This is a genomic window from Pirellulales bacterium, assembly GCA_019694435.1.
Lineage (GTDB): Bacteria > Planctomycetota > Planctomycetia > Pirellulales > JAEUIK01 > JAIBBZ01.
This window is the reverse complement of sequence record JAIBBZ010000004.1, coordinates 72049-84791: the sequence shown is the minus strand read 5'-3', so window position 1 is coordinate 84791 and position 12743 is coordinate 72049. Positions and strand designations below refer to the sequence as shown.

The following is a 12743-nucleotide window of genomic DNA, read 5'->3' as shown; positions in this document are numbered from 1 at the left end:
GCCGCGTCCGATCTGCCACTACTCGGGCCGTGAGATCGACAGGATTTCGATCACCAGGTTCTCCGGCTCGTTGGAACGGCGCTTGGGACGGTCGCCGGGCGGTTCTTCCTTGGCGCCGGGCCGGGTAAAGAAAATGTCGACCGATTGCTGCCAGCCGGCGCGCGTGTCGGGCCGGATCGCGTCGAGCCAGCGGCCCTCGAGCTCCAGGTAGCGGTTGTTCGACTTCTTCAGTTCCTTCTGGTAGTACGCGTTCAGCTTCAACAACTGGCCCAGTTCTTCGATTCGCACATAGTGCAGGACCATGCCGCCGACCGGTGCGTCGGGCACCCGGGCCGCCGCGTCGTCGGGCCAGACGACGTGAAACTCGGCCGCGACCTTGGCGCCGGGGTGCAACTTGACGGGCAAGTTGCCCCGCTGCGCGGCGTTGGTGTCTTGATTGCCGAAGGGATCATCCTCTGGACGATCGGGACTGTTGGCCGCGGAGCCGCCGGAATCGGCCGAAGCCGCACCGTTGGCATCCGCGTTCTTGTCATCTGCGGCAGCGGGCGCCGCGGGAGCATCCGGCGCCGCGTCGGCGGCCTCGGCCTGCACCTCGGCGGCCAGAGCGCGCAGCTTCGCCGCGGCCTGCAGCCGGGCATTGATCGCCACGATCAGCCGTTCGCTCGCGTCCATCCAGGCGTACATCGCCTTGTCTTCTTTCGCTTGCCGATCGGCTGCAGGCGTGGGCCGCGTGCGCGGTCGGGCAGCCTGTTGCGGCGTGCCGTTCGGTTGGCCGCGCCGCTTGGCGCGGACCGCCGGGTCGTCCTTGCGCGGCGTGAGCTTGATCGTGAGCAGCATGCCCGGATCGTGAATCAGCCCGACGAGCTGGGCCGGGAGCGCCGTCTTTTCGGCCGCTCCGCGCCAATCGGACTGTAGTTTGTCGTGCACCTGCTTGCGAATCACGTCGACCGGCAGCGAGAGCGCCAGCGCGAAGATCGGCATCCCCTGGTCAAGGCTTTCGATCGCCGCCACTTCGGCCTGCACGGCTTCGAGGAACGCCGGCGTCCATAGATCGCGGACCGTCAGGGCCGTGGCGTCGAGGGCCGGAGCAGCAGGCACAGCAGACGATGCCGCCGGCGCGCTCGGGGTGCGCCCGCCGCTGCCGCTCGCGCTATCCGTGCCGGCAGGAAGCCCGAGCAGTTCGTCGCAAGCCGCAGCGCTATAGGTGGTGAACTGTTTGAGCAATTGGGCGCGGAGGGCGTCGGCCGTACCCGGCTCGAGATACATCGCGACCTGGGCCTTGAGGTTTTCCGGACGATTCTGCACCAGCATCGACTGGAGCGTCCGCTGGATCTCCTCCGGCGTGGTGCGTTTCGCGGCAAATGCAGCCAGTTGCGCGCGCAGCTCGGGGCTTGTGCGCTGTGCGACCAAACGCAAGGCGAGCTTCTGCAGATCGTCGGCTGTCCAAGTCGTACGCTCGGGGGTGCGGATCGTTTGCGGCTGCGTGATCGACGCCAGCAGCAACGCGTCGACGCCCGGATGCGCCATGGCCATGAGGGCTTCGAGCGCGGTGGGCGCGGCTTGCTTGTCTTCGGCACCGGTGTCGAGACTTCCGGCGAGCACCTGCTGAATGGCTGCAAAGGCCGGGTCGCTGCCATTCGCGGCCAGGGCCTGCAGCAGCGGCTTCATGCTGCTCGCCGAGCGGCGGCGCGCGTTGTCGATGTCACGCTGCCGGGCGTCGGCGGCGCGTTTCTGCTCTTGCTCGTTGCCGGACGGGGCCTCCGGCGCGGGCGGCTCCTTGAAGGTCAGCAAATCGATCAGCAGCGCCGCGACCTCTGCGTCGCCCGGCTTCGATGCGGCGAGAAAGGCCACGGCCGCGGCGAACTTGTTGCCGCCTTCGGCCTGCTCGTTGCGAAAATCGTCCGGCGTCCAATCGGCGAACTCCGCGGGACGCGGGGGCTTCTTCTCAGGCGTGCCGGGCCGAACCACTGCACCCGGAAGCTTGATCGGTGGCTTCGGCGGCGCCGGCTGGTTCGTGGGGGGCGCCCCCGGCTTGGCGGGCGTCTGATCCTGCCCGGGCGCCATGCCGAGACCGGTCGCCGCAAGTGCGAACCACAGCGCAGGACCTGCCAGCACGCCGCGAAGAAAACGGTTTGCCAACAAATGAAGCAATCGAGCCGTCATCCTCCCCCCTCGCCCAAGCATTCACCTGAGTTGCACGCCCCTTGCGCACCAATGGCGGAGGCTAGTATCCCACAGGAGTGTCGCGCCCGCGAATTTTTTTGCCCCGCGGCGCGAACCGGCACGGTGCGGTGAGCGTAGCTGGAAGGACGGTCGTCTGCGCGCCGTGATCGGGGTGGCGGCGCACGGCCCCGGTGATCGTTGACACTGCCGTCCGGCCGGGCCAGACTACGCAAACTTACCCCCCTGCGACACACCCTGCCCGCGGCTCTCCGATGCGGCGGGCGGTCTTTATTTCCTGCCTGTGCAACGCCGTCCTTCGAGACTTCGATCCAAGGAGATCCGCATGGTTCGTCGCATGAGTATCGTGGTTGCCGTGGCCCTGGGCTGCGTGCTGTCGCTGGCCTCGACCGGGTGGGCCGGCCGGTTCAACAAGGTGCTGAGCGTCGGTGACAAAGCCCCCACGTTCAAGGGCGTCGTAGGCGTCGATGGCAAGAACTATGGCCTCGACGATTTCAAAGACAAGAAGGTCATCGTCGCAGTGTTCACCTGCAACAAGTGCCCCGTGGCGATTGCCTACGAAGACCGGATCATCCAACTGCAGAAGGAATACGCCGACAAGGGCGTGCAGTTCGTGGCGATCAACGTCAACACGAACGATGAAGACAAGCTCGACAAGATGAAGGAGCGGGCCGAGGAGAAGGGATTCAATTTCCCGTACCTCTACGACGAGTCGCAGCAGTCGGCGCGCGACTTCGGCGCCACCGTCACGCCGCACTTCTTCGTGCTCGACCAGCAGCGCAACGTGGCTTACATGGGCGCCCTGGACGACAGCCCGTTTGAGCAGGTGAAGAAGGAATACCTGCGCGAGGCGCTCGATGCCGTGCTCGCCGGCAAGCAGCCCGCGACGCCGGAGACCAAGCAGCAAGGCTGCGGCATTGCCTATAACTGAGCGGCCCAGCGCCGGATCAGCGATCGGATAATATCACCGCCGCCGAGCACGTCGATCGTCCTCGGCGGCGGCTGCTTTTTCTCGACGCGGAGATGAGCCATGTTCGGGTTCAGTCGACGTTCGGTCGCCGTCGTACTGCTGGGAACGCTCGCCGGGTGCGCGCCGGACGAGCCCGCGGCGAATGCAACCGCGCCACAAGCCACGGCCGCGAACCCCGCGCCTCAGACAGATTCCGGCACGGCGATCGATCCCGCGGCGCTAGCGACGCTCGACGAGGCGGGCTGGGCACGGTTTCTCGCCGAGCAGCACGGCAAGGTCGTGTTTCTCGACTGCTGGGCCACCTGGTGCGGCACCTGCAAGGAGCAGTTTCCGCATACCGTGGCACTGCACCGCAAGCTGGCCGATCGCGGACTGGTCGTCGTGGCCGTGGCCTTTGACGAAGCGGACGCAGGCACGCGGCGCTCGATCGCTGAGTTCCTTCAAGCCCAGGGGGCTCACTTCCCCGCCTTTATCAATGCCCACGGCTCGGACGACGCGGCCTACACCATGCTCGGCGTCGAAAACTCGGTGCTACCTCATTACCAGGTGATCGATCGCAACGGACAGGTCGTCAAGAAGTTCCTGGCGGGCGATCCGACGAGCCATTTGGCCAAGCCGGAAGAAATCGAGGCTGCCGTCGTCGCCGCGCTCGAAGCGCCGGCCGCTCCTTGAGGGCCGGTCGGACTGCAATCGTCGGCCGGGCGCGACGGCGTCGAAGGACGCCTCGCCAGCCCACAAATCTTGCCCGGTTTGCCAAGCCAGCAGTATGCTGAACATGAGGGACCGCCCGCCCTCTGAAGGAAGGTCAGATCGATGAGCGTTGTGCGCAGCAGGACCCGGAACCGACGGCTTCGTCGAGCCGGCTGGGTCATCGCGGGAATCGCCGCGGTGAGCCTCACCGCAGGGCTGCATGCCGGTTTGTTGCGTGCCCAGGAGACTCCACCAGCGGCACTGGCCGACGGGGCCACAGCCAAGGGGGCACTCGCCGAGCGGTTGCAAAAGCTGATTGCCCAATTGGGCGACGACAGCTTTTTTGTTCGCGAGAAGGCTCAGGAGGAGCTCGCCGCCATCGGGCTCGAGGCGTTCGATGCACTCACGCTCGCCGAGGGAAGCGAGGACATCGAAATCGCCGCCCGGGTGCGCTACCTGCTGCGGCGCATGCAGGTCGAACTGACCCTGGCCGACGACCCGGCCGAGGTCAAGAATTTGCTCGACGGCTTTGAAACGGCCGACGAAAACAACCGCGAAGAGCGGCTCAAGAAGCTGGCCACGATGGCCAACGATGTGGGTCTGCCCGCGTTGTGCCGGCTGACGCGGTTTCTGAAATCGGACGCGTGGTCGAAGCGTGCAGCACTGGCAATCATGAGCCAGGGGCTCGCGGAAACATCGATCGAAAACATGGTCACGGGTCAGCCGTTCGATGAGACGGCGGCCCGCGCCGTGGCCGAAGCAACCCCGCCCCAGGCCGACCCGATCGCCGCGTTCGACGACGCCCGCTGGGACGCCCGAGCCCAGACGATCACGAGCAGCCTGGGCTCGAGCCCGCGCCCCGCGGCGAATTGGCTGCGGGCCTATGTGCGGATGCGCAAGGAGATGCCCGAGGCGATCGTGCAATGGCAGCCGCTGCTGGTGACGGAGATCGAAAACCTCGAACGTTTCCCGCAGTTGACCGCCCCGGAGATCGTCAAGACGCTGTTGCGACAGCACGTGGCCTGGATGGAAGCTACCGGGCGGCAGGCCGAGGCGGAAGAAACGACGCTGCGGATGGTGCCCCTGGCGGGCAGCGAACCGGGCTCGCTGATCGAGCTGCTGCACTGGCTCGTGGCGCACCGCGCGTGGCGAGCCGTCGACGCGACCGCCGAGCGTTTCGCCGCGAGCATTCAACAGCAGCCGCACCTGGCCTATACACTGGCCTTCGCGCGCGAGGCACAGGGGCAGCGCGAGGCAGCCGACAAGCTCGCGGCGCGCACGCTGGAATTGAACCCCAAGGACCTGGGCGAACATTACAGCGTGACGATGTTCTTACACAATCGCGGCTGGACGCGGTGGTGCGAGGCCGAATATCGCAAGATCATCGAGATCGGCCCGCCGGATAACGTCTACGTAATGCGTGCCGAACAAGAGCTGGCCGAGATCCTGCACGACCGCGGCGACGACGCCGGAGCCGCCGAAGCGGCCGCGGCGATCAACGCCGTGTTCGAGGCCCAGATCGCCGCCGGCCAGGACGTCCCGGCGAGCACGAACTACGATCCCGACGTGACCAAGCGGCGAATGTACTTCTTCCGCGGCGCCGATGCCGTGGCGAAAAAAGATTGGGCGCGAGCCATGGCCGAGTTCGAGGCCGCGTTGCCGCTCGATCCTACCGATGCCGACGTGCTGATCGGGCTGTTTCATCTGCCGGACCTGCCCGAGGCCAAACGCAACGAGATCAGGACGCGCGTGCGCGAGGCGGCCGAGATCTTTCGCAACCAGATTCAGCGCGACCCCGAGGTGCCGACGCCTTACAACCAACTGGCCTGGCTGATCTCGAACACCGAGGGCGACGCCAACGAGGCCATCCAGGCCTCGAAAAAGTCGCTGGAGCTGATGCCCAACGCGCCTGGCTATCTCGACACGCTGGGCCGCTGTTACTACTTTGCCGGCGATCTCGAACAGGCCGTCGCAACGCAGACCAAGGCCGTGCGGCTCGAGCCCCAGACGGGCCTGATGAGCAAGCAATTGGCGTTTTTCCAGCAAGCACTCGCCGAGCGCCGAGCGAAGGCGGGCCAGCCGTGAGCACGACCGCGGCGGCCGAGTCGCTCGAACGAGCGCCACGAGTGGTGGTGGTCGACGAGTCGGACTGCAGCGTGCCGCGCGGCCGGGAGATTGCTCCCGCCGAGCGGCCCACCTGCCAGCTCCACCCGATTGAAGATCCGGCCTGGCATTGGACGGCGCTGGGCGGCGCGCTGTTCGTGTTGACCGCCGCCCTGCTGTTGGAAGTGCGCGCGGAGCGCTACGTCGTGTTACCGCTGGCCGGGCAACCGCTGCCGGAACTGTGTCTCTGGCAGCGCTATTTCCAGGCCCCCTGCCCCGGCTGCGGCCTGACGCGATGCTTCATCTCGCTGGCGCACGGACGGCTGGCCGACGCGTGGCGTTTTCATCCGGCGGGCATTCTGTTGTTCGCCGCCGTGGCGGCGCAGGTCCCCTATCGCGGCTGGCAGCTCTGCCGCCTGCGCGCGGGACAAGCGGCCTGGCATGCCCCCTGGCTCATCTGGTTGGGTTGGGCCATGGTGCCGGTGTTCGTCGTGCAGTGGATTGTCCGAACCCTGGGCTGAGCCATGCGGAAACACGTCGAGGTTGCGGGCACGCGGCTGCAAGTGCTCGACGAAGGCGCCGGGCCGGTCGTATTGCTCGTTCACGGTTTTCCGCTCGATCACACGATGTGGTGCGAGCAGATTCCGGTTCTGGCGAGTTCGTACCGCGTCGTGGCGCCCGACCTGCGCGGCTTCGGCGGTAGCGCGGTTGCTGCCGACGGGACGGCGCCCGAAGTGCTGCCCATGGAGCAATTCGCCGACGACCTGGCCGCGCTGCTCGACGGGCTGGCGATCGACGAACAGGTGACGTTCTGCGGCCTATCGATGGGCGGTTACATCGGTTGGCAGTTCTGGCGCCGGCATCGCCGGCGCGTCGGGCGGCTGATGCTGTGCGATACCCGCGCGCTGCCCGATACGACCGAAACGGCGCGTGGACGGCTGCAAACGGCCGCCACCGTCGCGCGCGAAGGGCGCGCGGTCCTGGCCCGCGCGATGGTGCCCAAGCTGTTTGCCGCCCAGACGCTCGCCGAACGGTCCGAGATCATCGCCGCGTGTCGAGCCACGATCGAAGGCACGCCCGCAACCACGATCGCCGCGGCGCTGCGCGGTATGGCCGCGCGGCAGGACAGCACCGACCTGTTGGTGCAGATCGACGTGCCGACATTGGTGCTCTGCGGCACGGACGACGCGATCACTCCGCTCGACGAGATGCGGAAGCTGGCCGGCCAGATCGCCGGCGCCCGGTTCGTCGAGATCGGCGCTGCGGGCCACATGGCCCCGCTGGAAAATCCCGCGGCCACGAATGCCGCGTTCCTGGAATTCTTGCGCAGTTCGTGACCGGCGGCGATAGGCCGCGTTCGTGCTCAAACGCGTTGCGTCAGGGCACTTCGAACAGCGACTGACTTTTGACGATCGCGTAGTCGTCCGGGAAGGTGTGGAACACCTGAACCAGCATGCTGCGCGACCGGGTCTCGACGTTCACGTAGCTGAGCGCGCCCAGGGCCATCCGGCCGCTGGAATCGAAGCGCTGCAGCATGCCTTGATGCTGGCCGTCGTAGCAGAGTTCTTCCTGGAAGGTCCAGAAGACCTCGGGATCGACCGGCTCGAGCGAGAAATTGACCTGATAGGTCACGCCGCCGCGCGATTCGACGCGGTCGCTGCGATCGCCTTTGAGACGGTACGACAACAGCCGGCGCTTTTGCGGCAACGGGTGATGGGCCGCCGTGGCCACCTCGACGAGCGTGAGGCCGTGATAGCTCCAGGTGATCACATGGCCGGCGCTGGTGATGTCGATGCGGGCACGATAGTCGCCGCGTTCGACGCGGCGCGACTGGTGGATTTCGAACAGTTCCGGATGCAGTGCGCGACCATAAAGCTGAAACACCAACTCGGCGACTTTAGGGCGAACCGTCAGCACGGGCGAAGATCCTTATCAAGTGCACGCGTCTCGGACAACCGAGCACAACTCATTCACCGCACGAGCGCGATTATAGATTGCACTCGCCAAGCGCTCAAAGGGAGATTCGCGCGCAGAAGATCATTGCTGTGCACTGCGCCGCTTGACAAACCTGCAACCGTTTGTTCTGTGCGCGTGCTAGCATCGGGCAACGCGCGCCAGTGCCCTGGCACATGCGGCCGCGCGAGGTTCAACCGATGCAGCCGACCCAAATGTCGTAGAGGGCGTGCGCACCAGCAGCAATGCCAAAGCCGCGCAAGACGAACAGCGCCGCAAAGAAGCCGCCGGCCAAGAGACGCACGGCAAACGTCGGCCACGCCCAAGCGTCGCCGTAGGGACCGATGTAGTGGGCCGCGGCAAATACCAAGGTCGACAACACCGCGGCCAGGAACCAGGCACGTGCGCGCGGCTGACTTCCTAGATTTTGCAGTGCCCAGGCTAGCACCGGCAAGAGCGCCAGGCGAAACAAAAACTCTTCGTACAGACCAGCGCCCAGATACAGCACCACCTGGCTCAGCGCGCGGCCGGCGGCATATTGCTCGAGAATGCCGGCGGCGGGTAGCAATTCCTGGGCCGACATCCGCGCGACCAGGTCGAGCTGCGCATGTGCCGCCGCGACCAGGCCCGCCGCCCAGGCGACCGTTTCGGCCAGCATGGTCAGCAGCACCAGGGCCGAAACATTCCAGCGCCGGCCCGACGCGTGATGCCAGGCCAGCAGCGCAACGACCGTGGCGACGGGCACCAACCACCTGCCGGCAAAGCCGGACTGGGCAATCACGGCATTGAGCCAGACCTCGGCGCCGCTGCGCCAGGCGTCGCGGCCGAGATACGCTCCGCCCAGCTCGTAACCCAAGAGCATCGGCAAGACGAACAGCAGGCTCGTCAGCGGGGCTCGCGACTCGTCCCAATAGTTGCGGGCCATGTGCAGCGGCGCGGCGCTCGTCGCGGCGACGGTCGTACTCATGGCGGGCCCGAACTGCGAGGGGGTTGCGGTGCTGGTCACTGGTCTACTTCGGGTCGTGGCGCCGCGGCTCTTGAGCCCGTACAATCGCTGTGAATCGCACGACCGTTGCCCGAGCGCCCTGCAAGGGCATATCTCGTCGGCAAGCCCTGGCAGGGCCACCTCATGTCCGCTTCGACCCGCAATGCTTCGCACGAACGCTCGACCGTGCGCGAGGTCTTCGAGCGGCTGTTGCAGCATTACGGGCCGCAATCGTGGTGGCCGGGCGAGACGCCTTTCGAGGTGATTGTCGGCGCGCTGCTCACCCAAAACACGAGCTGGAAGAACGTCGAGCAGGCGATCGCCCGGCTCCGGACGGCCGAAGTCCTCGATCCTTCGGCCATGTACGAACTGGCGCCCGAGGAACTGGCCGAGCTGATTCGCCCGGCAGGCTACTTCCGCCTGAAGGCCGGGCGGCTGCGCAATTTTCTGCACTGGCTGCACGCGCGCTACGAGGGCTCGCTCGAGGCGATGTTTGCCGAGCCGGCGGCCGAGCTGCGCGAGGCGCTGTTGAGCATCAACGGCATCGGCCCCGAGACGGCCGATTCGATTCTGCTCTACGCGGGACAAATTCCGACCTTCGTGGTCGATGCCTATACGCATCGCGTGTACAAACGCCACGGGTGGATCGAACCGGAGGCCGACTACCACGCCGTGCAGGACCACTTTCACGCGGCGCTGCCGCTCGACGCGGCGATGTTCAACGAGTATCACGCCTTGCTGGTGAGCGTCGGCAAGCAGCATTGCGGCAAGCAGCCGCGTTGCACGGGTTGCCCTCTGGCGGAAATGCTTCCGCCGTCGGGCCCCTGCGAGCCGGAGTGGTAAGCGGAACCGGCCGCGATCAGGGCGTGCAGGCACCCTGGGGCGGGTCGGACGCCGTACCGGCCATCGCCGCGTCGGCCGCCGCGCGGAACCGGACCATCGCCGCTTCGAGCGGCGCGGCAGGGCCATTGACGGCCGGGTCGAGCAGCCAGCTCGATTCGCAGGCCAGCAACGCCTGATAGCGCTGTTGCTGCTCGGGCGTGGCGACTTTGGGAAGATTGGCCGCGAGGGCGACGTTTTCGAGCACGCGCATCAAGCGCTGGCAACGCGCCCAGCGACGCTGTAGATCGAGCGACTGCTCGCCGAGCCGGGCGATCTCGTCGTGCAACTCGCGGAATTTGCTGGCCTCGGGCTGGTCGTCGATCGCCGCCGTCAGTTCGGCGCCGTGATCTTGCAGCAGGCCGCACACGACCGGGTGGTAGGGGTTCTCGAGCTCGGGCCAACGGTGTTCGACGAATCGCCGGAGCTGCGTGCGAAGCTGCTGATATTCTCCACTAACCTTGCGCTTCTGGCCATCGACGCGTCGCCGTTCGGCGGTGATCTCGGAGGCCAGCCGCTCGGCTGCCTCGTGTCGATTGGCAGCGGTCAGGTCCAATTGGGACGACAAGCGTTCGATGGCCGTCCGCTCAGCCGGCGCCGCAGTGGCTAACAACTCGTCGCAGGGCGCCTCGGCAGTGAGCAAATCGGCGTGCTCGTCCGATTTCAACTTGCTGAACGCGCGCAACAAAGCGTCGGACGTCTTGACCGAAATGTCGATCGTCGGCGATTGGATCAGGGCATACGCGTGGGCCTCGGTAAAGCTGACGTGGCCGTCGCCGTCGAAGTCGGGCAGGTCGATCGGCTCGCCCGCGCGAGTGCGGCCCCCCAGCGCCGCCCAAAAAGCCGTGCTGTATTCCTGATAGTCCTCTTCGCGAATGTCGGGCGTGCAACCCGCCGCGACTCGGTCGTATACCGTGGCAAAGAAACCGCAACGCCGCGCAGGACTGACGCCTTGCGCCGGATCGCCGCCTTGAAAGATCACGTTGGCGAACCCGCCCGAGTAGCACTGCACCATCACAAGCACCACCGGGACCTCCGGCGGCACGCGGTCCAACTGCGCGGTGAACTCTTTGACCGTCATCCGCTCGCCATTCCACAAATGGAACAGGCTGTTTTCGCCCGAACTGCCTTTGCCGCCGTGGCCGGTGAGATAAACGACGAGCCGATCCGTCGCGGTGAGTTGTTGCCCGACGTCGCCGAACCAGCGCTCAATATTGGCCCGCGTCGCACCGTGCTGCGCGCCGGGCAGGTCATGATTGCGGTACTGCAGCTCGAGCCCCTCCTCTTCGCCGGCGAGCTGGGCCAGCAGCAGATTCGCGGCCGGGACGTGAAAACCGGGATCGACAAATTGCAGATCGCGCGCCGGGTCGTCGCCGTCGGCAAAGAACACCTCGTGCGGCGCAGCGGCCAGACCTTGTTCGGCCAGCAGCCGCTGGAAGTACAGCACGTTCCGCTCGAGCGAGACCTGGTTGCCGCTGGGCGAATAGCCGCCGCCGATCGTGAGAAAGTACTGCGCGGCCCGGGCAGTCTGACCACAAAGTGCGAGTAGCGCGAGCAGGCAAAGTGCGACACCCCGACTCCGACCGACCTGGGCCCACGACATACGGTAAGCCTCCGAGAGTGCGCGGCGAGCGCTGGTGCAGGTGCGACAAAGTCACCAACCGAAAACTAACCCCGCTTCTGTAAGGGGTCAAGAAATTCCCGCGCCACGGTCCGTTGGTAGCTCGATTGTGCCGCCGGTTGCGCGGCCGGGAGCAAGAAAGGTTCGTTCGCAGGGGTGCTTGGCCGCCGCGCCTGACGATCGGCAAAGGTTCGCCGCGCGGGCAAACCTTGACGAATGCCCTGGTGTGCGCGGCCGGCCGCGTGGACCGCGCCTATAATGCCCCGTGATGAACCCGCAACAGCCACCACGCATCGTCGGCCGGGGTACGCAGGCGCAGCCGGCGAATCGCTTCGAGGCCACGCACCTGGAGCCCGACTTCGAGCAACTGGAGCACGACGAAGATCTCCAGGCCCCGCGGCGCACGGTGCCCACGCAGTTCCTGCCCGACCGTTCGCAATCGCTGATCACGCGCAACGACAGCCCCGACGTCGCGTTCGACTGGAGCATCAATCCTTATCGCGGCTGCGAACACGGCTGCGCGTATTGCTATGCCCGCCCCTACCACGAGTATCTCGGCCTGTCGGCCGGGCTCGATTTCGAGACCCGCATTCTGGTCAAGCACGACGCGCCGGCACTCTTGCGCAAAGAGCTGGGCCATCCGAATTGGCGCGGCGAATTGATCGCACTGTCGGGCGTGACCGACTGTTATCAGCCGGTGGAAGCCGAGCTGCGGCTAACGCGCGGCTGCCTGGAGGTGATGCTCGAGGCCCGACAACCCGTGGCGATCATCACGAAGAACGCCCTGATCACGCGCGATCTCGACGTACTCGCCGAGCTGGCGCAAAACAAGCTCGTCGCCGTCAACGTGAGCATCACGTCCCTCGATCAGGGACTGACGCGCCGGCTCGAGCCGCGGACTTCGGCGCCCCAGGCCCGCTTGCGAGCCATTCGCGAATTGAGCGCGGCCGCCGTGCCGGTGCGGGTGATGATGGCGCCGATCATGCCCGGCATCAACGACCACGAGATTCCGCAGGTGCTCGAAGCGGCCCGTGAGGCCGGCGCATCGAGTGCGACCTACACGCTGCTGCGGCTGCCGCTGGCGGTCGAACCGATCTTTCGCGCGTGGCTGGCCGAGCATCGGCCGCTGGCGCAAGACCGCGTCGAAGCCCTGATTCGCGAGACCCGGGGCGGCCAGCTCTACGATCCGGCGTTCGACCAACGCATGCGCGGCCAAGGCAACTATGCCCAGCAGATCGGCGCGATGTTCCAGGTGTTCAAGGCCAAACACGGCCTGAATCAGCCGCCGCCGTCGCTCGACAGTTCGCAGTTCCGGCCGCCGCGCGAGCCCTCGGGACAGATGCGGCTGTTCTAAAGCGATG

11 protein-coding genes are annotated in these 12743 nt (G+C 66.4%); 7 read left to right on the top strand and 4 right to left on the bottom strand.

Annotation, left to right across the window (positions count from 1 at the left end; translation table 11 throughout):
* Window positions 1–18 precede the first annotated feature (18 nt).
* Window positions 19–2163: a hypothetical protein gene (locus K1X74_05460; GenBank protein MBX7165777.1), complete on the bottom strand. Its 2145-nt coding sequence runs from the start codon at window positions 2161–2163 to the stop codon at window positions 19–21.
* A gap of 355 nt (window positions 2164–2518) precedes the next feature.
* Here K1X74_05460 and K1X74_05455 point away from each other — a divergent pair, with 355 nt between their 5' ends.
* The 5 genes from K1X74_05455 (at window position 2519) to K1X74_05435 (ending at window position 7281) form a co-directional block, all read left to right on the top strand.
* A complete protein-coding gene (locus K1X74_05455; protein MBX7165776.1) occupies window positions 2519–3112 on the top strand; it encodes a thioredoxin family protein in 594 nt (197 codons plus the stop codon).
* 99 nt (window positions 3113–3211) lie between these two features.
* The gene (locus K1X74_05450) at window positions 3212–3823 is read left to right on the top strand and encodes a redoxin family protein (protein ID MBX7165775.1); all 612 of its coding nucleotides are present in this window, start codon (window positions 3212–3214) and stop codon (window positions 3821–3823) included.
* A 216-nt stretch (window positions 3824–4039) separates the two neighbouring features.
* Window positions 4040–5926, top strand: a complete 1887-nt coding sequence (locus tag K1X74_05445) for a hypothetical protein (protein ID MBX7165774.1) — start codon at window positions 4040–4042, stop codon at window positions 5924–5926.
* Entirely contained in the window at window positions 5923–6465 is a 543-nt protein-coding gene (locus tag K1X74_05440; GenBank protein MBX7165773.1) for a DUF2752 domain-containing protein, read from the top strand. Before K1X74_05445 ends, K1X74_05440 begins: the two co-directional genes overlap by 4 nt.
* Before the next feature lie 3 nt (window positions 6466–6468).
* The gene (locus tag K1X74_05435; GenBank protein ID MBX7165772.1) at window positions 6469–7281 is read left to right on the top strand and encodes an alpha/beta hydrolase; all 813 of its coding nucleotides are present in this window, start codon (window positions 6469–6471) and stop codon (window positions 7279–7281) included.
* Window positions 7282–7321: 40 nt separating this feature from the next.
* On the opposite strand, the gene K1X74_05430 is transcribed toward K1X74_05435, so the two are convergent.
* Entirely contained in the window at window positions 7322–7861 is a 540-nt protein-coding gene (locus K1X74_05430) for a DUF2617 family protein (GenBank protein MBX7165771.1), read from the bottom strand.
* Window positions 7862–8090: 229 nt separating this feature from the next.
* Window positions 8091–8864, bottom strand: coding sequence for a CPBP family intramembrane metalloprotease (locus K1X74_05425; GenBank protein MBX7165770.1), 774 nt, complete (start codon window positions 8862–8864; stop codon window positions 8091–8093).
* 162 nt (window positions 8865–9026) lie between these two features.
* On the opposite strand from K1X74_05425, the gene K1X74_05420 reads away from it, so the two are divergent.
* Entirely contained in the window at window positions 9027–9725 is a 699-nt protein-coding gene (locus tag K1X74_05420) for an endonuclease III domain-containing protein (GenBank protein MBX7165769.1), read from the top strand.
* Window positions 9726–9741: 16 nt separating this feature from the next.
* Here K1X74_05420 and K1X74_05415 read toward each other — a convergent pair whose 3' ends face one another.
* Entirely contained in the window at window positions 9742–11364 is a 1623-nt protein-coding gene (locus K1X74_05415; protein ID MBX7165768.1) for a hypothetical protein, read from the bottom strand.
* Window positions 11365–11650: 286 nt separating this feature from the next.
* Between K1X74_05415 and K1X74_05410 the strand changes: the two genes are divergently transcribed.
* A complete protein-coding gene (locus tag K1X74_05410) occupies window positions 11651–12736 on the top strand; it encodes a PA0069 family radical SAM protein (GenBank protein MBX7165767.1) in 1086 nt (361 codons plus the stop codon).
* Window positions 12737–12743: the final 7 nt, after the last annotated feature.

Coding starts and splice junctions, on each gene's coding strand:
- K1X74_05435 (MBX7165772.1), top strand. CDS start 6,469: ATGCGGAAACACGTCGAGGTTGCGGGCACGCGGCTGCAAGTGCTCGAC.
- K1X74_05425 (MBX7165770.1), bottom strand. CDS start 8,864: ATGAGTACGACCGTCGCCGCGACGAGCGCCGCGCCGCTGCACATGGCC.
- K1X74_05410 (MBX7165767.1), top strand. CDS start 11,651: ATGAACCCGCAACAGCCACCACGCATCGTCGGCCGGGGTACGCAGGCG.
- K1X74_05415 (MBX7165768.1), bottom strand. CDS start 11,364: ATGTCGTGGGCCCAGGTCGGTCGGAGTCGGGGTGTCGCACTTTGCCTG.
- K1X74_05460 (MBX7165777.1), bottom strand. CDS start 2,163: ATGACGGCTCGATTGCTTCATTTGTTGGCAAACCGTTTTCTTCGCGGC.
- K1X74_05455 (MBX7165776.1), top strand. CDS start 2,519: ATGAGTATCGTGGTTGCCGTGGCCCTGGGCTGCGTGCTGTCGCTGGCC.
- K1X74_05420 (MBX7165769.1), top strand. CDS start 9,027: ATGTCCGCTTCGACCCGCAATGCTTCGCACGAACGCTCGACCGTGCGC.
- K1X74_05450 (MBX7165775.1), top strand. CDS start 3,212: ATGTTCGGGTTCAGTCGACGTTCGGTCGCCGTCGTACTGCTGGGAACG.